Origin of the sequence: Aeromonas encheleia, assembly GCF_900637545.1 — a bacterium.
Taxonomy (GTDB): domain Bacteria; phylum Pseudomonadota; class Gammaproteobacteria; order Enterobacterales; family Aeromonadaceae; genus Aeromonas; species Aeromonas encheleia.
Genome location: NZ_LR134376.1, coordinates 2,968,869 through 2,989,386, shown reverse-complemented (window position 1 = coordinate 2,989,386; position 20,518 = coordinate 2,968,869). Strand labels below are relative to the sequence as shown.

At 63.2% G+C, this 20,518-nt stretch carries 16 protein-coding genes and 1 riboswitch; of the genes, 13 read left to right on the top strand and 3 right to left on the bottom strand.

Features of this window, described 5'->3' with window-relative positions:
• Nucleotides 1–109 precede the first annotated feature (109 nt).
• The 8 genes from flgF to mgtE all read left to right on the top strand — a co-directional run bounded on the left by flgF (nt 110) and on the right by mgtE (nt 9,939).
• Nucleotides 110–856, top strand: a complete 747-nt coding sequence (flgF, locus tag EL255_RS13825; protein ID WP_042654891.1) for a flagellar basal-body rod protein FlgF — start codon at nt 110–112, stop codon at nt 854–856.
• Nucleotides 857–870: 14 nt separating this feature from the next.
• Nucleotides 871–1,659 carry a flagellar basal-body rod protein FlgG gene (gene flgG, locus EL255_RS13820; protein WP_042654890.1) on the top strand — a complete coding sequence of 263 codons (789 nt, stop codon included), beginning with the start codon at nt 871–873 and terminating at the stop codon, nt 1,657–1,659.
• Between the two features lie 14 nt (nt 1,660–1,673).
• Complete coding sequence (gene flgH, locus EL255_RS13815) at nt 1,674–2,345, top strand: flagellar basal body L-ring protein FlgH (protein WP_042654889.1); 672 nt, start codon at nt 1,674–1,676, stop codon at nt 2,343–2,345.
• 108 nt (nt 2,346–2,453) lie between these two features.
• Nucleotides 2,454–3,551 carry a flagellar basal body P-ring protein FlgI gene (locus EL255_RS13810; protein WP_042654888.1) on the top strand — a complete coding sequence of 366 codons (1,098 nt, stop codon included), beginning with the start codon at nt 2,454–2,456 and terminating at the stop codon, nt 3,549–3,551.
• 293 nt (nt 3,552–3,844) lie between these two features.
• Nucleotides 3,845–4,921: a flagellar assembly peptidoglycan hydrolase FlgJ gene (gene flgJ / locus EL255_RS13805; RefSeq protein WP_042654887.1), complete on the top strand. Its 1,077-nt coding sequence runs from the start codon at nt 3,845–3,847 to the stop codon at nt 4,919–4,921.
• Nucleotides 4,922–4,924: 3 nt separating this feature from the next.
• Nucleotides 4,925–6,925 (top strand): FlgK family flagellar hook-associated protein, encoded by a 2,001-nt coding sequence (locus tag EL255_RS13800; RefSeq protein ID WP_042654886.1) that lies wholly within the window; start codon nt 4,925–4,927, stop codon nt 6,923–6,925.
• A 3-nt stretch (nt 6,926–6,928) separates the two neighbouring features.
• Nucleotides 6,929–8,137 (top strand): flagellar hook-associated protein FlgL, encoded by a 1,209-nt coding sequence (gene flgL / locus EL255_RS13795; protein ID WP_042654885.1) that lies wholly within the window; start codon nt 6,929–6,931, stop codon nt 8,135–8,137.
• 164 nt (nt 8,138–8,301) lie between these two features.
• A riboswitch (M-box (ykoK) riboswitch) is annotated at nt 8,302–8,471 on the top strand.
• 124 nt (nt 8,472–8,595) lie between these two features.
• Entirely contained in the window at nt 8,596–9,939 is a 1,344-nt protein-coding gene (gene mgtE, locus EL255_RS13790; protein ID WP_042654884.1) for a magnesium transporter, read from the top strand.
• A 53-nt stretch (nt 9,940–9,992) separates the two neighbouring features.
• Here mgtE and ppx read toward each other — a convergent pair whose 3' ends face one another.
• The 3 genes from ppx to EL255_RS13775 all read right to left on the bottom strand — a co-directional run bounded on the left by ppx (nt 9,993) and on the right by EL255_RS13775 (nt 14,131).
• Nucleotides 9,993–11,483 (bottom strand): exopolyphosphatase, encoded by a 1,491-nt coding sequence (gene ppx, locus EL255_RS13785; protein WP_042654883.1) that lies wholly within the window; start codon nt 11,481–11,483, stop codon nt 9,993–9,995.
• Nucleotides 11,473–13,542, bottom strand: a complete 2,070-nt coding sequence (gene ppk1, locus EL255_RS13780) for a polyphosphate kinase 1 (protein ID WP_042654882.1) — start codon at nt 13,540–13,542, stop codon at nt 11,473–11,475. The genes ppx and ppk1 overlap by 11 nt, the downstream gene beginning before the upstream one ends.
• Nucleotides 13,543–13,618: 76 nt before the next feature.
• Nucleotides 13,619–14,131 (bottom strand): glycine cleavage system transcriptional repressor, encoded by a 513-nt coding sequence (locus EL255_RS13775; protein ID WP_042654881.1) that lies wholly within the window; start codon nt 14,129–14,131, stop codon nt 13,619–13,621.
• 191 nt (nt 14,132–14,322) lie between these two features.
• Between EL255_RS13775 and EL255_RS13770 the strand changes: the two genes are divergently transcribed.
• From EL255_RS13770 to EL255_RS13750, 5 genes are all read left to right on the top strand, one after another.
• Entirely contained in the window at nt 14,323–15,168 is an 846-nt protein-coding gene (locus tag EL255_RS13770; RefSeq protein WP_042654880.1) for a DUF2726 domain-containing protein, read from the top strand.
• A 289-nt stretch (nt 15,169–15,457) separates the two neighbouring features.
• Complete coding sequence (locus tag EL255_RS13765; protein ID WP_042654879.1) at nt 15,458–16,879, top strand: sigma-54 dependent transcriptional regulator; 1,422 nt, start codon at nt 15,458–15,460, stop codon at nt 16,877–16,879.
• 105 nt (nt 16,880–16,984) lie between these two features.
• On the top strand, nt 16,985–18,019 hold the full coding sequence (locus EL255_RS13760; RefSeq protein WP_042654878.1) for a sensor histidine kinase: 1,035 nt from the start codon (nt 16,985–16,987) through the stop codon (nt 18,017–18,019).
• 198 nt (nt 18,020–18,217) lie between these two features.
• A complete protein-coding gene (locus EL255_RS13755) occupies nt 18,218–19,552 on the top strand; it encodes a sigma-54-dependent transcriptional regulator (protein WP_042654877.1) in 1,335 nt (444 codons plus the stop codon).
• Nucleotides 19,553–19,662: 110 nt separating this feature from the next.
• The gene (locus EL255_RS13750; RefSeq protein WP_042654876.1) at nt 19,663–20,424 is read left to right on the top strand and encodes a Nif3-like dinuclear metal center hexameric protein; all 762 of its coding nucleotides are present in this window, start codon (nt 19,663–19,665) and stop codon (nt 20,422–20,424) included.
• The last annotated feature ends 94 nt before the right edge of the window (nt 20,425–20,518 follow it).

Sequence of the window (20,518 nt, the reverse complement as noted above, 5' to 3'; positions counted from 1 at the left end):
AGACCTGCCGTTTTTTGCTCTTTTTCTCTCGTCTTCTCTCGTTTCTATTTGTTCTTGGCATCCAACTTGCAGTCGTTCCCCCAGAGTCATCAGTTTGACGGAGGATCCCATGGATCACCTGCTTTACATCGCCATGTCCGGGGCCAAGGAGAACATGAACAGCCTGGCTGTGCGTGGCAACAACCTGGCCAACGCCAACACCATCGGCTTCAAGTCTGACTTCGAGCAGGCGCGCAGCATGCAGGCGTTTGGCGAAGGCTTGCCCTCGCGGGTGTTCGCCATGACCGAGCGACCGGGTCAGAACCTGCAGCACGGCATGCTGATGACCACGGGGCGGGATCTTGACGTCGCCGTCGACGGACCCGGCTGGATTGCGGTGCAGGATCCCAAGGGGGGCGAGGCCTATACCCGCATGGGCAACCTGCAGCTGAATGCGGCCGGCAACCTGCAGACCTCGACCGGGCTCAACGTGGTGGATGACGGTGGCCAGCCCATAGTGATGCCGCTGCCGATGGAGAAGATCGAGATCAACCGTGACGGCACCATCAGCGGCCGCCCGGAAGGGGCCGCCCCCAACCTGGCGGAGGACTACCAGCGCATCAAGCTGGTCAAGCCGCCGGCGGATGCGGTGGAGAAGGGCCAGGATGGCTTGTTCCGCCGCAAGGATGGCCAGAGTGAGGCCGCCTCCGCCGAGGTCGGCCTGCTGGCGGGTTCGCTGGAGGGCAGCAACGTCAACGTGGTCGACGAGATGACCAACCTCATTCGCTTGCAACGTCAGTTTGAAACTCAGGTCAAGATCATGAAGACCGCCGAGGAAAACGACGAGGCCCAAACCCAGCTGCTGCGTATCAGCTAATCAAGGAGCATTAAATGAATCCTGCACTCTGGATCAGCAAGACCGGCCTCGATGCCCAGCAGACCAACATCTCGGTCACCTCGAACAACCTGGCGAACGCCAGCACCGTCGGCTACAAGAAGGCCCGCGCCATCTTCGAGGACCTGCTCTATCAGAACATCAACCAGCCGGGTGGCCGCTCCTCGGCCGACACCGAGCTGCCCTCCGGCCTGATGCTGGGGGCGGGGGCCAAGGTGGTCGCCACCCAGAAGAACCACAGCCAGGGCAACGTGCAGACCACGGACAACTCCCTGGATCTGATGATCAGCGGCCGCGGCTACTTCGAAATCCAGCTGCCCGATGGCAGCGCGGCCTACACCCGCAACGGCCAGTTCACTCTCAACGACGAGGGCACCATAGTCACCCCGGGCAATGGCTACCCGCTGCAGCCCGAGATCCAGATCCCCGAGAACGCCCAGAGCGTGACCGTGGGGGAGGATGGTCAGGTGTCGGTGCAGCTGAAAGGGGATGGCCAGTCCCAGGTGGTGGGCCAGATCAACACCACCGACTTCGTCAACCCGACCGGGCTGCAGCCCATGGGGGAGAACCTCTTCCTGGAAACCCAGTCGAGCGGCGCGCCCATCCAGGGCACGGCCGGCTCGGACGGGCTGGGGGTGGTCAAGCAGGGCATGCTGGAGACCTCCAACGTCAACGTGACCGAGGAGCTGGTGAACCTGATCCAGGCCCAGCGGGTGTATGAGATGAACTCCAAGGTCATCTCGGCGGTGGACTCCATGATGTCCTTCCTGACCCAGCGAACCTGATTAGGAGGTACATGATGAAAGCCCTATGGCTGCTGAGCCTGCTGACACTGGCAGGCTGTACCAGCACCCCCAACACCGCCAAGCCCGACGATCCCGAGTTCGCCCCGGTCTATGGCGAGTCGGAGCCGGTGTCGGTGCGGCCGACCGGTGCCATCTTCCAGCCCGAGCAGGTCAATGGCATCTACTCGGACATCAAGGCCCACAAGGTGGGCGACATCATCAACATCGAGCTGTCCGAATCGACCTCGGCGTCGAAGAAGGCCAACACCCAGAGCGGCAAGGACAACAACTTCGATCTGGAAGCGGTCACCCTGGGCGGCGTGCCGGTGACGGCGAGCCCCTACAACCTCTCTGCCTCCATCGATCAGAGCAGCGCGTTCAAGGGCCAGGCCAAGGCGGACCAGAGCAACAGCCTGCAGGGCAGTATCTCGGTCAGCGTGGTCAAGGTATTGCCGAACGGCAATCTGCTGGTGCGCGGCGAGAAGTGGATCATGCTCAACAACGGCAACGAATATATCCGCATTACCGGTCTGGTTCGTCCCGGGGATGTGAGCTCGGAGAACAGTGTGTCGTCCCAGAAGGTCGCCAATGCGCGGATCCATTACGGCGGTACCGGCGATCTGGCCAACACCCAGGAGCAGGGCTGGCTGACCAGCTTCTTCAACGGTCCCTGGTGGCCCATCTAGCGAGGGGGCCACGGCGGCCCGCTTGATACTCACGGGCCCCAGTGGCTTATTCAGGGCTCAGGCCCATTCAGGATTTACGGGGCCCTGGTGGTCTATTTAGGAGATCTCATGAATCGACTCCGTCTGCTTGGCCTGCTGTGCTGCTGCCTGCCGCTCGGGTTGGCACACGCCTCCCGCATCAAGGATCTCAGCTCGGTGGAAGGGGTGCGCAGCAACCAGCTGATCGGTTACGGCCTGGTGGTGGGCCTGCCCGGCACCGGCGAGAAGAACAACGCCTTCACCGAACAGACCTTCAGGACCATGCTCAACAACTTCGGCATCAAGGTGCCGGACAACATCAAGCCCAAGATCAAGGATGTGGCGCCGGTCGCCATCCACGCCGATCTGCCCCCCTTCTCCAAGCCGGGCCAGACCATAGATGTGACCGTCTCCGCCATCGGCGAGGCGAAGAGTCTGCGTGGCGGTACCCTGCTGCAGACCTTCCTCAAGGGGCTGGATGGCCGCGTCTATGCGGTGGCCCAGGGCAGCCTGGTGGTCGGGGGACTGGGAGCCGAAGGCGCAGATGGCTCCAAGGTGGTGGTGAATACCCCGACAGTGGGGCGCATCGCCAACGGCGCGACCGTGGAGCGCGAGGTGGCCAACTCCTTTTCCGAAGGGGATACCATCACCTTCAACCTGAACCGGCCCGATTTCACCACAGCCCGCCGGGTGGCCGACGCGGTCAACGATCTGGTGGGACCCAACATGGCCCAGGCGCTGGACGCCACCTCGATCAAGGTGTTTGCCCCGCGTGACCCGGGTCAGCGGGTCTCCTACCTGGCCACCATAGAAAACATTGAGGTGGATCCGGCCAGCGAGTCCGCCAAGATCATCGTCAACTCGCGCACCGGCACCATCGTCATCGGCAGCCAGGTCAAGTTGCGCCCGGCCGCCATCAGCCACGGCGGGCTGACGGTCACCATCGCCGAGAATCAGCAGGTCTCCCAACCCAATCCACTGTCGGGCGGCCAGACGGTGGTCACCAACAACTCCACCATCAACGTGCAGCAGGAGCCGGGGCGGATGTTCAAGTTTGATACCGGCGCGACCCTGGACGATCTGGTGCGGGCGGTGAATCAGGTCGGGGTCGCCCCCGGCGATCTGATGGCGATCCTGGAGGCGCTGCAACAGGCGGGCGCCATCCAGGGGCAACTGGTCATTCTATAAGCGGCTGTCCAGGCGAACTGATGGCTGTTCTCTGGCGGCGCCGCAGCGGGCGGCACCTCAGGGGGCAGCTGGTCATTCTGTAAGAGGCTGTCCAGGCGAGCCTATGGCTGTTCTCTGGAGGTGCCGCAGCGGGCGGCACCTCAGGGGGCAGCTGGTCATTCTGTAAGCGGCTGTCCAGGCGAGCCTATGGCTATTCTCTGGCGGCGCCACAGCAGGCTGCACCTCAGGGGACAGCGGGCCATTCTGTAATTAATAGCGGCAAGGGTTTGCCACGGGCGGCAAAGAGGAAGGTTATGGCAGAGTTCGACACCCAGAGCGGTATCAATATTGGCATGGTGCAGGACGTCCAGAATCTGGACAAGCTGCGCCGGATGGGCATGAGCAAGGAGGGCAAGGCCGAGGCATTGATGGCGGCGTCCCGCCAGTTCGAGTCCATCTTCACCCAGACCCTGTTCAAGGGCATGCGCCAGGCCAATGCGGTGTTGACCGAGGATAACCCGTTCAGCAGCAGCTACACCCAGTTCTACGAGGGCATGCTGGACGAGCAGCGGGTGGCCGACATGTCGAGCAAGGGCGGGATCGGCCTGGCCGAGATGGTGGTCAAGCAGTTCTCCCCCGAGAAGCAGTTTACCCACAACGACGGCCGGGTGCTCAAGCTGCCGCAACGCACCGAGCGGGTCTACAAACCCTACCAGCCGCCCACCTCTGCCCCCAACGATCTGATCGCAGCCTCAAAAGTTGGCAAAGATTTTGCTGAGAAGGGGATGGAGGGGGCCGAACCGGCCTTGACCATGCCCAGACGTCCGCACCGCACCGTGCCCCCCATGGGGAGCGCCCGGCCCGCGGCGGCACTGGGTGCGACCGGCAAGGTATTCGATACCCCGGAGGAGTTCGTCAACCGCCTGATGCCGCTCGCCAAGAAGGCGGCGGACAAGCTGGGGCTGAGCCCGGCGGTGCTGGTGGCCCAGGCCGCCCTCGAGAGCGGCTGGGGCAAGCGGGTGATCAAGGACGGGGAGGGGCAGATGACCCACAACCTGTTCGGCATCAAGGCCGACCCCCGCTGGGAGGGACCCAAGGCGGTGGTCAGCACCCTGGAATATGAGCAAGGGGTGGCGTCGCGCCAGAAGGCGGCGTTTCGCTCCTATGAGTCGTTCGAAGAGAGCTTCAACGACTATGTCGATTTCCTGACCTCAGGTTCCCGTTACCGGGGGGCACTGGCCAAGGCGGACAGCCCTGACCGTTATTTCGAGGCGCTGCAGCAGGCCGGTTATGCCACCGATCCCCAGTACGCCAGCAAACTGAAACAGGTGTTGCGCAGTGATGCCATTGCCGGCTACGCCGCAACCAGCCACACAGAGATGGAGCTGTAAGTTATGGCAAGCGATCTGCTTGGAATCGGGACCTCGGGTGTAATGGCCCAGCAGCGGCTGCTGCAGACCACCAGTAACAACATCGTCAACGTCAATAGCCAGGGCTATGTACGTGAACGCACCCTGGTGTATACCAATTCCATCGGATTGGGGACCGGCGACATGGTGACCCAGCGGGTCATCAACAACTATGCCCAGGGGGAGATGCGCCGCGACACCTCCGCCTATCACGCCTCAGGCACGCGCTACGATCAGCTGTTCCAGCTGGATAGCCTGCTCGGCGATACCAGCAACAGCGTGGGCACCACCATCACCTCCTATTTCAAGGCGTTTCATACCGCCAACGAGTCGCCGGCCGAGATCGGCGGGCGCAAGACCACCCTGAGCGAGCTCAACGGCATGGTGAACCGCTACCAGACCCTCTCTGCCCAGCTCGACAAGCAGACTGACACCATCAATGCCACCATCGGCGACGAGACCGACAGGGTCAACAGCCTGCTCACCAGCATCAACGATCTGAACCAGGCCATCATCCGCACCCAGGGCTCGCCGGAAGAGAACCTGATGCTGTTCGATCAGCGCGACGAGGCCGTGCGCCAGCTCTCCGAGAAGATGGACATCCGCACCGTGACCCAGCCCAACGGCAGCATGCTGGTCAACATGAGCACAGGCCACTCCCTGGTGCTGGACGGCGGCGTGGCCCAGTTCAAGGTGGCGGCGGGGGATCCCGACTCCCGCGACTCTATCCTGCAGCTCACCCTTGGCTCCAACAAGGTCAATATCAACGACAAGGACATCGGCGGAGCCATCGGTGGCTTGTTCACGGCGCGTAACGATCTGGATCCCTCCAAGCGGGAGCTGGGGCAGCTCGCCGCCGCCATGGCCGATGCCATGAACCAGCAGAACCGGTTGGGGATGGATCTGGATAACGAGCTGGGGGGAGATCTCTTCTCCCTCTCGGCCAGCAAGGGGCTGCCCTACGGCAGCAACCAGGGCAACGGCACCGCCAGCGTGAGCTTCGTGCCTGGCAAGGGGACCGAGGTCACCACCTTCGATTACGAGGTGCAGTTCAACAGCGCCACCGGCTATGAGGTGTTCTCCATCGACGGCACCGGCAAGCGCACCTCGCTGGCGACCGGTACCACGCCCCCCGCCAAGTTCGAGCTGGCGGGGCACGGCCTCGAGATCGACTTGTCCGGTACCCCGGCCGCCGGCGACAAGATACTGCTGCAACCGACCAAGCACGCCGCCGCCGGACTGAAGGCCGCGATCACCCGCCCGGAAGACATCGCCCTGGCGGCCCCCATCAAGGCCGACAAGAGTGCCCAGAATCTGGGCTCGGGCGAGATCAAGCTGAATGGCATCCATAACACGGGGGCGGGGTCGGGCTTCGGTGCCAATGCCCTGGATCCCACAGCGCCTCAGGTCGTCAAGATAGACAACGGTGGCAACTACGAGGTCTATGCGGCGGATGGTACCACCCTCATCGGGGTGGCCCCGGCGGCCAGCAAGGGCCAGAACCTGATGGCGGCCCTCGAGAGTCCGCTGGGCGGCCCCAAGGTTTATGCCGATCCCAACCAGAGCCCGGGCTATGACTTCAGCATCACCGGCAAGGTGGAAGCCAAAGACAGCTTCAACCTGAGCTACAACAAGAACGGTTTCGCCGACAACGCCAACGGCCTGGCCCTGGCGGAGCTGCAGAACAAGGAGCTGGTGCGCAAGAACAACAACGCCGCCACCAGCAACGACAAGATGACCTTCAACGACGCCTATGGCGCGCTGGTGACCGGGGTGGGCAACAAGACCAGCCAGGCCAAGACCCTGTTGCAGGCCAACGAGGCCAAGCTGACCCAGAGCACCGGCATCTACGAGAGCGTCTCCGGGGTCAACCTGGAGGAGGAGGCGGCCAACCTCATCCGTTTCCAGCAGTCTTATGCGGCCTCGGCCCAGATCGTCAGCACCGCCAAGACCATTTTCGACACCCTGTTGTCTTCCGTGAGGTAAGTCATGCGCATTACCACCAACATGATCTATGACCGCAACCTCGCCACCATGAGCAAGGTCAGCGAGCGTCAGAACACCGCCTATGAGCAGTTGATGACGGGGGACAAGTTCAACCGGGCGGGGGAAGACCCCTCCGGCATGAGCCAGAAGATGGCGCTGACCAAGGAGATCGATCTGTTCAAGCAATACGGGGTCAACGGCAGCCTGCTGGAGAACAGCCTGGGGCACGAGGACACCGTGCTCACCTCCATCAACAACGCCATGCTGAGCGCCCAGACCCTGATCCAGAAGGCGAACAGCTCGGCCATGGGCTCGGAGGAGCGCAACGCCATCGCGAGCGAACTGGAGGGGCTGCAGAAACAGATGTTCGATCTGATGAACAGCAAGAACTCCCAGGGGGAGTTCATCTTCGGCGGCAACCAGAGCAAGACCCAGCCCTTCGTCAAGGATGCCAGCGGCAACTACGTGTTCCAGGGGGACACGGGCCAGCGCAGCATCCAGGTCTCTCCCACGGTGCAGATCCCGGCCAACGACTCCGGCTTCAACCTGTTCGAGACGGTCGCCACCCGGCGCACCGCCAGTGCCACCACGGCCAACATCAAGGTCGGCGTGGGGGATCAGGGCAACTTCGAGAGCTTCTATCGCAACAGCTACGACTCCTCCCTGGCCAGCAACCAGTTCACCGTGAGCACTCTGGCGGGTCCGCCGGACAGCTACGAGATCAAGGACAGTGGCGGCACTGTGGTGCAAAGCGGTGACTACAGCGCGGGCAACAAGATAGCCTTCAACGGGCTGGAGCTGACCCTGGACCTGCCCGCGGGCGGGGTGGATCAGAACTTCGCGCTCGATACGCCGAAGAACGACAGCGTGCTCAATGGCATGTCCGATTTCATCTCGACCCTGCGCGACCCGACCATACCGGCGGCGGATTTCCAGCTGGCGGTGGCCGATGCCACCACCCACATGAACAACGCCAGGACCCAGGTCGACCGGGGGCAAGGGGATGTGGGCAGCCGGTTGAACAGCCTGGAGCAGGTGATGAGCTCCAACGACGGGCTCAGCACCCTGAACCAGCAGGCGCGGGCCAAGGTCTCGGAGGCGGACATGTACGAGGTGATAGCCGCGCTCTCCAAGGAGGAGGCCGCCATGAGCGCCTCCCAGCTCTCCTTCAGCAAGATAAGCAAGCTGACCCTGTTCGACTATATCCGCTGAGTGACTGCTCCCTCTGGCCTGGGCCGGGGGAGCCACCTCTCCCTATCCGCCGTCCCTCCCTTCAATTTGTAACAAGCTATTGCCAGCTGCCCGGTCGGCTTGACTCGGGTCCGCCCCTGGTCGATGATGCCGCCCGCACAACCTCAGGGTTGTGGCTATTTTTCGCAGCATCTCGTTAGGCGAGGCTCCTGCATAAACACAGGCCACTGATCTCACGACGTCCAGAGACGCCCAAGATCAGGACAGTTTTCATCGGATTAAGGTGTTAACCCAAGTGGCTTCCGGCGTGCCGGATACGTTATGCAGTGCTAAAGCTGGTACGTGGGGATGATGACACGCCGAACGGCGTCATTTCCTGCCTATTACTCGTCAATCAAATTGCTGTTTTCTTATCGACAGTGACCGGTGCTAGCCGGTTGCCCTCAGGCCCTGCCTGAGATCACATGAGGTTATCTGTGATGAAGAAAACACACACCCTGCTCAATCGTCATCAACTGCTCGATCTGGCCGCCCTGCAGGGCTGGCTGGCCCACAACCTGGATCCAGTGGCGCGCGCCGATCAGCTGCTGACCCTGCGTCCGGAAGAGCTTAACTGCATCTTCGATACCCTGCCCATGGCGGAGGGGGCCGCCCTGCTCGGTTCGCTCCCGCCCGACTGCGCGGCCCGGCTGCTGCTGCGCCTGCATGCCAGCCTCGTCGGCCTGCTGCAGGGGGCCATGCCGAGGCGCGAGCTGCTGGCCATCTTGCGCAGGCTCAATGAGCGGGATCGCGACACCCTGCTCTCCCGCTTCCCCGAGTCGGTACGATCCAGCTTCCAGTCGCTGCTGGACTGGCCGAGCGAGTCGGTCGGGGCCAACATGCGCCACGAATACCTGGCCATTGGCGAGCGGGAGACGGTGGGGCGCGCCAAGCAGCTGATCCACGACGCCTGGGACAACGCCCAGCTGTTCCAGCATCTCTACGTGGTCAATGAGGGGCAGCAGCTGCTCGGCAGCGTCTCCCTCAAGTCGCTGCTGATCGCGGATCCCCTGCGGCCGGTGAGCGAGCTGATGGACCGTGAGGCGGTGCGGATCAACGCCCGGGCGGATCAGGAGCTGGCGGCCCGCCTGCTGATCGACCGCGATATCTCGAGCCTGCCGGTGGAGGAGCAGGGTCGCCTGGTGGGGATCTTCCATGTGGACGACGCCGCCGACATCTTGGAGCTGGAGTCCACCGAGGATGCCGAGCTGCAGGGCGGCTCCTCGCCGCTGGACACCCCCTACCTGCAGGCGAGCCCCTGGCAGCTGTGGCGCAAGCGGGTGGGCTGGCTGCTGATCCTGTTCGTGGCCGAGGCCTATACCGGCACAGTGCTGCGGGCGTTCGAGGAGCAGCTGGAGGCCGCCATCGCGCTGGCCTTCTTCATCCCGCTGCTCATCGGCACCGGCGGCAACAGCGGCACCCAGATCACCACCACCATAGTGCGCGCCATGGCCGTGGGGGAGGTGAGTCTGCGCAACCTCGGCACAGTGCTGAAGAAAGAGCTCTCCACCGGCCTGCTCATCTCGGTGGCCATCGCCATCGCGGCCTGGGTGCGGGCCTGGAGCCTGGGAGTCGGCCCCGAGATCGGCATGGTGGTCACCCTCACCATCATTGCCATCGTGCTCTGGAGCGCCACCGTCGCCTCGGTGATCCCCATGGTGCTGCGCCGCCTGCGGATCGATCCGGCGGTGGTCTCGGCCCCTTTCATCTCCACCCTGGTGGACGGCACCGGCCTCATCATCTATTTCGAGATCGCCAAGTGGCTGCTGCCCGAGCTGCAGTGACCCGCGAGAAAGCAAAAAGGCAGCCATTGGCTGCCTTTTTTCGTGGGCGGGGCTCAGCTCAGCTGGAACAGCAGCGGCCAGCCCTGCTCCTGGCAATAACGGTGCTCTTTCTCCAGGTTCTGCATCAGCAGGCGGTTCTCGTCACACCAGTCGGTCGGCAGGGTCACCACCAGCTGATCTTCGGCGGCCTGCACCTTCCATTCCGGCAACAGGTTGTCCTGGCGCCTGTGGTGCGCCGCCACGGCGAGGCGCAGGATGCGGATGCAACGCAGCACCGTCTGCTCGTCATGGTTGGGCAGGGCGGGCAGCTCGGAGAGCTTGAGCCCCTTGCGCTGGAACCGCACCAGGGCCGCCAGCAGGGCCTGATCGTCCTGGTTGAAGCCGGGCAGATCGGTGTTCTGCAAGATATAGGCGGAGTGGCGATGGATGCCGCTGTAGTTGATGGCGAGGCCAATCTCGTGCAGCCGAGCCGCCCAGCCTAGGATGGCGCGATAGGGCTCCTCCGGCATCTGCCAGGGGCCGCTCAGGGCATCGAACAGGGCCAACACGCTCTGCTCGACCCGGTTGGCCTGGCGCTTGTCGATGCGATAGTGGGTGCTGAGGGCCAGGGCGGTGCGTTCGCGGATGTCGTGATGCTGCAACCGCTCCTCGAATTCATACAGCAGTCCCTCGCGCAGGGCGCCGTCAGAGTACTCCATCCGCTCTATGGGCAGGGAGGTGAAGAGCCCGAGCAGTATGGCCACCGCCGCGGCAAAGACCTCACGCCGCTCGTCGGTCAGGCCAGCGAGTTTGAGCTGGTCCACCCGCTTGTGCTCGAGCATCTCTTTCTTCAGCCGTTCAAGTCCGGTGAGCGTGATGCTGCCATCGGTCCAGCCCTCGCCCTGCAGCACGTCGCGCACTGTGCGGATGGAGCCCGAGCTGCCGAGGCAGCTCTGCCAGCCCAGCTTGCGGTACTGGTTGATGATGGGGGCGAGCTGATGCTGCGCCTCCAGCACGGCGCCGTTGAAGGACCGCTCGCTCAGCTTGCCGTTGGCAAAGAAGCTCTGGGTGAAGCTGACGCAGCCCATCTTGCGGCTGGTGAGGGCCTTGTGATCGAAGCCCTCGCCGATGATGAGCTCGGTGCTGCCGCCGCCGATGTCGACCACCAGTACCTGGCCTTCAATATGCTGGGTGTGGGCGACCCCCTGATAGATGAGGCGCGCCTCTTCCTGGCCGCTGATGATCTCGATGGGATGGTTCAAAACCTTGACCGCCTCGCTCACGAACGCGCGGGCGTTGCTGGCGCGGCGCAGGGTATAGGTGCCGGCGATGCGGATCTGATCCGGCTTGATGTTGGTCAGCCGCTCGGCGAACAGGCTGAGGCACTCGAGCCCCCGGTCCATGGCCTCGTCCGACATGCGGCGCTGCTCGTCCATGCCCTCCGCCAGTCGGACCCGCTCCTTGATGCGATCGACGATCTGCATCCGTCCCTCGTTGAGGCGGGCGATGACCATGTGAAAGCTGTTCGAGCCCAGATCGACAGCGGCGTACAGACTATTGTCCATGGTTTGACTCTATCCGTTTGAGGTAGTCGTAAATCGCGACCTGAGAACGAACCTTGCGGCGGTTGCCCCGCTTCACGTATTCGTTGCTCTGGTTCGCATCGATGACCCTTGCCTTGCAGGTGTCGCTCAGCTGCAACTGCAAAATATCCAGGATGCGCTGCTTGAGCCGCTCGTCATAGATGGGGGTACCCACCTCGATCCGGCCGTCGATGTTGCGGCTCATCCAGTCGGCGCTGGAGATGAACAGCTGGGGGTTGCCCTTGTTGTGGAACACCATGACCCGCGGGTGCTCGAGGAAGCGGTCGATGATGCTGATGACCTGGATATTCTCGCTCAGGCCCGGCACGCCGGGGCGCAGGGCGCACATGCCGCGGATGATCATCTGGATGGGCACCCCGGCCTGGCCGGCGGCATAGAGGCGGTTGATGAGATCCCTGTCCACCAGGTTGTTGATCTTGAGCGTGATGCCGCTGGGCTGGCCCGCCTTGGCGTTGGCCAGCTCGTTGTCGATGTGGCGATAGAGCTGGCGCCGGCTGTTGATGGGGGAGACCATCAAGTGGTTGAACTTGTAGCGCCGATAGGGGTACTCGATGTACTCGAACACCCCCTCCACCTCGGCGGTGATGTCCGGATGGCGGGTCAGCAGGGAGAAGTCGGTGTAGATCTTGGCGGTCTTCTCGTTGAAGTTGCCGGTGCCGATATGGGCGTAGCGCACCGCCTCGCCATGCTCGTGGCGGGTGATGAGGCAGAGCTTGGAGTGGATCTTGAGGCTCGGCACCCCGAACACCACCTTGACCCCGGCATCGGTCAGGATGTTGGCCCAGTCGATGTTGGCCGCCTCGTCGAAGCGGGCGCGCAGCTCCACCACCACGGTCACCTTCTTGCCGTTGTTGGCGGCGTCGATGAGGGAGTGAATGATGCGCGACTTCTTGGCGACCCGGTAGATATTGATGCGAATGGCACTCACCGCCGGATCGAACGCCGCCTGGCGCACCAGCTCGGTGAAGTGGTGGAACTTGTGATAGGGGTAGTAGAGCAGAATGTCCTGCTTGGTGATGGCGTCGAAGGCGTTGACGAAGCCATCAAAGTCGTGGCAATCGAGTGCCGGCAGCTTGGGGTTTTCCAGATAGTCCCGGCCCACGTTGGGGAAGCCAATGAAATCCTTGAAGTTGTGATAACGGCCACCGGGCATGATGGCGTCGTAGCTGCTGATCTGCAGCTTGAGCTTGAGGAAGCTTATCATGGCGGCGGGCATCTCCCGCTCGTAGACGAAGCGCACCGGCATGGCGGTGAGGCGCTGTTTCAGGCCATCACTCATCTTGTCCACCAGGCTCAAGTCCAGCTGATCGGAGAGATCGTACTCCGCATCCCGGGTCAGCTTGACCGCGTAGGCGGCTATCTCGTCGTAGTCGAAGAAGCCCTTGAAGATCTCGTCGAGGCAGAAGCGGATGACGTTATCCAGGATGATGATCTGCTTCTTGCGACGGGTTCCCTCCGGCGGCAGCTGGAAGAAACGGGGCAGATCGTCGGTCGGCACCTCCACCAGGGCGTACTGGATCACCTGGCCGCCCTTCTTCATCTCGATGGCGAGGTAGGTGTGCTCATCCTTGAGGAACTTGACCGGGTTGACCTCCTTGTTGAGCAGGATGGGGATGATGTGGCGCAGCACCTTCTCCCTGAAAAAGACCCGCAGCCACTGCTGGATCGCCTCGGAGAGCTGGTTCTCGTTGACCAGGAAGATGTTGTGGCGGGCGAGGGCGATCAGCAGCTCTTTATAGGTGTTGTCGAAGGCCTCGCCGAGCGCCATCACCTTCTGCTGGATGGCGCGCAGCAACACCTTGGCGTCGTCATCGCCGCCGTGCACCTCGTTGATGAGGATGCGGCGCTTGACGTCCGATACCCGTACCTTGAAGAACTCGTCCTGATTGGAGGAGAAGATCCCCAGGAAACGGACCCGCTCGATGAGGGGGACCGTCTTGTCCATTGCCTCTTGTAACACCCGTTCATTGAATGAGAGCCAACTCAGCTCTTTCTCTTCATACTGCTTGTCGGTGCTCATGTGGTGCCTCTGTGATCAGGTTGCGTCTGCGCGGCAGTTATGGCGTGGATAGGTGACAGATTTATGACAATGAGTCCTATTCTGCCACGGCCTGATCGATGTCGACCACCAGGTCATCGGAGAGGGATTCCAGCGCCGCGATCAGATCGCCGAGTTCGAGCCCGGGCGGCAGGGCGACCAGGGCATGGGCGTAGAACAGCGGGGCACCTGAGTGGGGGGCCGGTTCGCAACCTGTGGTGAGATCGGCGACGTTGATGTTGAGCTGGCGCAGTATGCTGGCCACTTCGTGCACTATGCCGGGCCTGTCGTTGCCGGTGACGCTCAGCATCACCTGACGCTCCGGCTCCTGGCTGACTTGCCCCTCGGCGAAGCTGACGGTGAGACCCGGCAGCATCACCAGCGCCTCGCACAGGCCACGGTAATGCTCATCGGGGACGCTGACATGCAGGATGCCGGCAAATTGTCCCGCCAGCTCGCTCATGGAGCTGGCCAGCCAGTTGCCCTGCTGTTGGGTGATGATGTCGGCCAGGCTCTCGACGATACCGGGCTTGTCCGCGCCGATCACGGTGACGACCAATTGCTTTTGCATCCTGCTCTCCTTCGAATTGGGTTTCTGTAGCATTGTGCCTGCAGTGTCAGGCCATATGAAGCCCGCCTTGCGCAAATGTAGTGAAAAAACGCCGATGCCGGAGGCGGCCACCACTTCTGCGCTGCCTGACCCTTCTCCCCCGTGATAGAGTGATGGCCCTTCTTCTGTTTTGTGAACTGGATAGTGCACTCATGAATACCCTAGTCGTATCGGGATTGGTGTTATTGGTACTGCTCCTGCTGGCGATCTTCTGGACCAGAGGCAAGAAAGGCAAAACGCTGCCCTATGATCTGCAGGAGGCCCTGTTCAGCCCGGCCGAGCGCTCCTTCCTCGGGGTGCTGGATCTGGCGGTCGGTGATCAGGCGCGGGTCTTTGCCAAGGTGCGGGTCGCGGACGTGCTGGCGCCGGAGGCCCGGATGGGCAAGAGCAAATGGCAGCAGGCGTTCAACAGGATCAGTGCCAAGCATTTCGATTATCTGCTGTGCCACCCGCAAGATCTCTCCTTTCTCTGCGCCGTCGAGCTCGACGACAGCTCCCACCGCCACCAGAAACGCAAGGTGCGCGATGCCTTCCTGAAGTCGGCCTGTGACAGCGCGGGCCTGCCCCTGCTGCAGATCCCGGCGAGTAGCCATTATCGGGTCGAGGAGCTGCGCGAGCAGCTGCTGCCCCTGCTGAGCAAGGCGAGCCCCCAGATCGAGGTGACGTTGCCGGGTGAGCGGCGCGAGCCCACCTTCAGCCCGCTGCTGCTCGATGGCGTGGATGTGGAGGAGAGCCGCCACGGCGGGCATGCCGCCGTGCGGGCCAAGGTGCAGGATCAGACCCCGTTCATCGAGCCGGACGCCGGGCTGGTGGACAACCTGTTTGCCGATCCGGACGAAGAGGATCAGCCCCACGAGGCCCCTCATTGCCCTCGCTGTGATGCCCCCCTGGTGGAGCGGGAAGCCAAGAAGGGCCCCCATGTCGGTCGCCTGTTCCTGGCCTGCAGCCGTTTCCCCGAGTGCCGTTACGCCGCCCCCCACGGCCAGCTTAAGCACTGATCATCAGTTTGGCTCCGGCTGCGGTCGGAGCCCTTCCTCGTCTGTTTTCCCGGTTCCCACCTATTTTTGCCTCTTCGATGACAAAAACTGTCTGATTGTGATCGCTGTCCCGCCGACAGGAATCGATCGCGACAGCTTTTGACAACGCGCCATAATTTTGGCACTTTGTGCGCCTCACATGATGTGCGTGTCTGTCTCTATCGGCACGGAAATAACAACAAACACTAAAAATAACAACAATAATCACGTAAAAACAACAACTTGGCTTCAGGTGGTAAGACGGATGGATATGATGGCGATGGGGGTATTGCTTGTCGATGCCGATGAACGGCGACGTCAGCAACTGGGTACTGTGCTCTCGTTCATGGGGATCCCTTGGCAGGAGGTGGTAGAAACCGAACTCGATGTGGCCATCGAATCGTCCGGTCCGCTGCAGGGGATCTTGACCGGTGAGCTGATGGAACGTTCGCTCGGAGAACTGCTGACCGCCTTTCCCTGCATCCCGTTTCTCTCCCTGATACAGGCCGATCACCCCAACTGCAACTTCATCGGCGGCTCAGACGCTCCCTTCACGTACGAGTCCCTGACTCGCCAGCTGCATTTCTGCCAGGCCTTCATCTCCCTGCACCCGCGCCAACAGCAGCACGACAAGGGGCAGACCCTGTTGCGACTGCTGGTGGGCAAGGGCAAGGGGATCCAGGCGGTGCGTCGCCTCATCAGTCAGGTCGCGGAGACCGATGCCAACGTGCTGATCCTGGGGGAGTCCGGTACCGGCAAGGAGGTGGTGGCCCGCGCCATCCATGAACTCTCTTCCCGCAGCAGTGGCCCCTTCGTCCCCATCAACTGCGGCGCCATCCCGGCCGAGTTGCTGGAGAGCGAGCTGTTCGGCCACGAGAAGGGGGCCTTCACCGGCGCCATCGCCGCCCGTCGCGGCCGCTTCGAGCTGGCCCAGGGCGGTACCCTGTTCCTCGATGAGATCGGCGACATGCCGCTGCCGATGCAGGTCAAGCTGCTGCGGGTGCTGCAGGAGCGCCTGTTCGATCGGGTGGGCGGCAGCAAGCCGGTACAGGCGGACGTGCGGGTGATAGCGGCGACCCACCGGGATCTGGAGGCGCTGATCCGCACCCAGGGTTTCCGCGAGGATCTCTATTACCGCCTCAATGTCTTCCCCATAGAGACGCCGCCGCTGCGCGAGCGATCCGACGACATTCCCCTGCTGCTGCAGGAGCTGCTCAATCGCCATGCGGAGCAGCACAGGGGACTCATCCGTCTGACCCAGCGCGCCATGGAATCCCTGATGCAATATGCCTGGCCCGGCAACGTGCGCGAGCTGTCGAACCTCATCGAGCGGCTGCTGATCCTCTACCCCAACCAGATCGTCGACGTGGCGGACTTGCCGGGTCGCTACCGCCTGCTGCCCTGCGAGCCCAGGGACGAGCGGCTCACCGAGATGGATGAGCGCGATGCCCTGGCAGCCGTGTTCCAGAGCCTCCCCGAGCCGGAGCCCGGCAGTGCTATCGTGCTCCCCATGCAGTTGCCACTGGAGGGGGTCAATCTCAAGGAGATGCTGGCCGACCTCGAGGTGGAGCTGATCCGCCAGGCCCTGGAAACCCAGGAGGGGGTGGTGGCCCGCGCCGCCGACCTGCTCAGCATGCGCCGCACCACCCTGGTGGAGAAGATGAAGAAATACGGCATGAGCAAGGAAGCCTGAGGTCAATGCTTTGACACCTATATGCAATCTATTGATATATAGCTGTTATTTTACTGGCATGGAAATTGAATAGCCTGATCCCAAACCCAGTTTGAGGTCAGGTTTATGACAATCTTGCAGCAGGACAACCCGCTTCAGTCACACGAGGTGAGCCAGCTTTATGCCATCTTCACGGCGCTGCCGACCGGCGTGCTGCTGCTCGATGGGGAGGGTCGGATCACCCGCGCCAACCCGGCGGCGTTGGCCCTGCTGGGGGAGCCGCTGGAGGGCCAGTCCTGGCGCCAGATCATCGCCCGCTGTTTCCAGCCCCGCGAGGATGACGGTCACGAGATCTCCCTGAGCGATGGGCGCCGGGTGCAGCTCTCGACCCAGCCCTTGCCGGATCAGCCCGGCCAGCTGGTGTTCATCACCGATCTCACCGAGACCCGCCAGCTGCAGGACAGGGTCAACCACATGAAGCGGCTGTCGGCCCTCGGCAACATGGCCGCCTCGCTGGCTCACCAGATCCGCACCCCGCTCTCTGCCGCCATGCTCTATGCGGCCAACCTCGCCAACCGCACCCTCAAGCCGGAGTCGCGCACCCTGTTCCAGCAGAAGCTGATGGCCAGGCTGCAAGACCTGGAGAAGCAGATCAGCGACATCCTGCTGTTTGCCCGCAACGGCGACAACCAGGTGGTCGCCCCCGTCTCGGTACAGGGGCTGCTGGCGGAGGTGCAGGCTGGCGCCGAGGCGTTCTGCCAGCAGCAGGGCTGCACGCTGCATATAGAGGCGCCGGAGCCGGATCTCTGCCTGCTCGCCAACAGCAGCGCCCTGGCCGGTGCCATCAACAACCTGATCGCCAACGCCCAGCAGGCCGGGGCCGACTCGCTGCTGGTGAGTGCGGTGCGCAGCGGCGCCCGGGTGGAGATGCGCATCCTCGACAACGGCAAGGGGATACCCGCCCAGCTGCTCAATCAGATTTTCGAACCCTTCTTCACCACCCGCTCCCAGGGCACCGGCCTGGGGCTGGCGGTGGTGCAATCCGTGGTGCGTGCCCATCAGGGGGAGGTCGGCGTGGCCTCGGTCCCCGGTGAGGGAACCTGCTTTACCCTGTCGTTCCCCCTGCATCAGCAAGCGATGCGGCTTGGCGGTGTGGCATGAGCCATATCGGCTCCCTGTTGAGAGCCGGTGGCGATGCCGTTTGGCCAATGTCAGTGAATATTGATGAGGCCATATTGGCCGTGGTGGGAGGAGTGGCATGAGCCATGTCGGATCCCTGTTGAGAGCCGGTGGCGATGCCGTTTGGCCAATGTCAGTGAATATTGATGAGGCCGTATTGGCCGTGGTGGGAGGTGTAGCATGACTCAGGCCCGGATCCTGGTGGTGGAAGATGACAACGGCCTGCGCGAGGCGCTGGTGGATACCCTGCTGCTCGGCGGCTACGAGTGCCGCGAGGCGGACAGCGGCGAGCGGGCCCTGCTGACCCTGTCGCGCCAGAGCATCGACATGGTCATCTCCGACATCCAGATGGGGGGCATGGATGGCCTGACCCTGCTGGCCAACATCCGCCAGCAGTATCCCCAGGTGCCGGTGTTGCTGATGACGGCCCATGCCAACATCGACGGGGCGGTGCGCGCCATGCGCGAGGGCGCCATCGACTACCTCGCCAAGCCGTTCTCCCCCGAGGTGCTGCTCAACCAGGTCAGCCGCTATGTGCCGCCTCAGAAGATCGAGAAGCGAGCCGTGGTGTATGGGGATCCCAAGACCGCCGAGCTGTTCCAGCTGGCGACCAGGGTGGCGAGGAGCGAGGCCACCGTCATGGTGACCGGGCCGAGCGGCACCGGCAAAGAGGTGCTGGCCCGCTACATCCACGACAACTCCAGCCGGGCCGAGCAGAGCTTCGTCGCCATCAACTGCGCCGCCATCCCGGAGAACATGCTGGAGGCGACCCTGTTCGGCTACGAGAAGGGCGCCTTCACCGGGGCGGTGCAAGGCTGCCCCGGCAAGTTCGAGCAGGCCCAGGGCGGCACCCTGCTGCTCGACGAGATCACCGAGATGGATCTGGGGCTGCAGGCCAAGCTGCTGCGGGTGTTGCAGGAGAAAGAGGTGGAGCGGCTCGGCAGCCGCAAGCTCATTCCCCTCGACGTGCGGGTCATCGCCACCAGCAACCGGGATCTCAAGAAGGCGGTGCAGGACGGGCTGTTTCGCGAGGATCTCTACTACCGGCTCAACGTCTTCCCGCTGCGCTGGAGCTCGCTCTGGGAGCGACCGGGCGACATACTGCCGCTGGCCGAGCACCTGCTGGCGCTTCATGCCAGTCAGCAGGGGCTGCCTGCGCCGCAGCTGGAGGCGGATGCGCGTGAGCGCCTGCTGGCCCACTCCTGGCCCGGCAACGTGCGCGAGCTCGACAACGTGATGCAGCGTGCCCTGATCCTGAGCCCGGACGGTGTGATTGGCACGGCGCAGCTGATCCTGGAGGAGACGGACGAGGCGCTGGTGCGCCCGGCTGAGCGCCTGACGGGGGAGGGGCTGGGCGGCGAGCTCAAGCTGCAGGAGCATCAGATCATCCTCGACACCCTGCAGGAGTGCAGCGGCAGCCGCAAGGATGCCGCCGACCGGCTCGGCATCAGCCCGCGCACCCTGCGCTACAAGCTGGCCCAGATGCGGGACGCCGGCATCGAGCTGCCCGCCTGAGCGCATGGCCTTGACGGCCCGGCTCGATTATCATGGGGGCCTGACGATTTGAACCCAGGACCCTTGCCGCTGCCTGCAGGCGCGGGGTCTGACTGTGTTAGGGGACCCTTATGATCTCTCATCGAAAACTGGAAACCGTGCTCAACCACCTGCTCGAGCCCCATGCCATCAAGGACTACTGTCCCAATGGCCTGCAGGTGGAGGGGCGCGAGCGCATCCGCAAGGTGGTCACCGGCGTCACCGCCAGCCAGGCGCTGATCGATGCGGCGGTGGCCGCCGGGGCCGACGCCATCCTGGTCCATCACGGCTACTTCTGGAGCGGGGAACCGGCCCAGATCACTGGCATGAAGCAGCGCCGCCTCAAGACCCTGCTGACCCACGACATCAACCTGTTTGCCTATCACCTGCCGCTGGATGTGCACCCCGAGGTGGGCAACAACGCCCAGCTCGCCAAGCTGCTCGGCATCAAGGTGCGCCGTGGCCTGGAGCCCTGGAACAGCAAGAGCGTGGCCATTGTGGGCAAGCTGGAGCAGCCCATGAGTGGCAGCGATTTCGCAAAGCTTATTGCTGAGCGACTCGGCCGTGAGCCACTCCATTGCGGCGACAGCGGTCCCGAGCTCATCAGCTCGGTGGCCTGGTGCACCGGCGGTGGCCAGAGCTACATCAACCTGGCGGCGGAGCAGGGCATCGATGCCTTCATCTCCGGCGAGGCCTCCGAGCAGACCATCCACACCGCCCGCGAGATGGGGATGCACTTCTACGCCGCCGGCCACCATGCCACCGAGCGTTACGGCATCAAGGCGCTGGGGGAGTGGCTGGCGACGGTGCACGGGCTGGAGGTGACCTTTATCGATATCGACAATCCGGTGTAGGTTCGATTAGCCGCGTAGCGGCGTAATCGGACGTGACCGCAGCAATAGGTAGAAATGACAAGGGAGGCCTAGGCCTCCCTTGTTACATTTTGCT

Excerpts from the sequence above, each read along its gene's own strand:
- EL255_RS13800 (WP_042654886.1), top strand. The coding sequence starts at position 4,925 with ATGGCAAGCGATCTGCTTGGAATCGGGACCTCGGGTGTAATGGCCCAG.
- ppx (WP_042654883.1), bottom strand. The coding sequence starts at position 11,483 with ATGGACAATAGTCTGTACGCCGCTGTCGATCTGGGCTCGAACAGCTTT.
- EL255_RS13810 (WP_042654888.1), top strand. The coding sequence starts at position 2,454 with ATGAATCGACTCCGTCTGCTTGGCCTGCTGTGCTGCTGCCTGCCGCTC.
- EL255_RS13765 (WP_042654879.1), top strand. The coding sequence starts at position 15,458 with ATGATGGCGATGGGGGTATTGCTTGTCGATGCCGATGAACGGCGACGT.
- EL255_RS13755 (WP_042654877.1), top strand. The coding sequence starts at position 18,218 with ATGACTCAGGCCCGGATCCTGGTGGTGGAAGATGACAACGGCCTGCGC.
- mgtE (WP_042654884.1), top strand. The coding sequence starts at position 8,596 with ATGAAGAAAACACACACCCTGCTCAATCGTCATCAACTGCTCGATCTG.
- EL255_RS13750 (WP_042654876.1), top strand. The coding sequence starts at position 19,663 with ATGATCTCTCATCGAAAACTGGAAACCGTGCTCAACCACCTGCTCGAG.
- ppk1 (WP_042654882.1), bottom strand. The coding sequence starts at position 13,542 with ATGAGCACCGACAAGCAGTATGAAGAGAAAGAGCTGAGTTGGCTCTCA.
- EL255_RS13775 (WP_042654881.1), bottom strand. The coding sequence starts at position 14,131 with ATGCAAAAGCAATTGGTCGTCACCGTGATCGGCGCGGACAAGCCCGGT.
- flgJ (WP_042654887.1), top strand. The coding sequence starts at position 3,845 with ATGGCAGAGTTCGACACCCAGAGCGGTATCAATATTGGCATGGTGCAG.
- EL255_RS13770 (WP_042654880.1), top strand. The coding sequence starts at position 14,323 with ATGAATACCCTAGTCGTATCGGGATTGGTGTTATTGGTACTGCTCCTG.
- flgL (WP_042654885.1), top strand. The coding sequence starts at position 6,929 with ATGCGCATTACCACCAACATGATCTATGACCGCAACCTCGCCACCATG.
- EL255_RS13760 (WP_042654878.1), top strand. The coding sequence starts at position 16,985 with ATGACAATCTTGCAGCAGGACAACCCGCTTCAGTCACACGAGGTGAGC.
- flgG (WP_042654890.1), top strand. The coding sequence starts at position 871 with ATGAATCCTGCACTCTGGATCAGCAAGACCGGCCTCGATGCCCAGCAG.
- flgH (WP_042654889.1), top strand. The coding sequence starts at position 1,674 with ATGAAAGCCCTATGGCTGCTGAGCCTGCTGACACTGGCAGGCTGTACC.
- flgF (WP_042654891.1), top strand. The coding sequence starts at position 110 with ATGGATCACCTGCTTTACATCGCCATGTCCGGGGCCAAGGAGAACATG.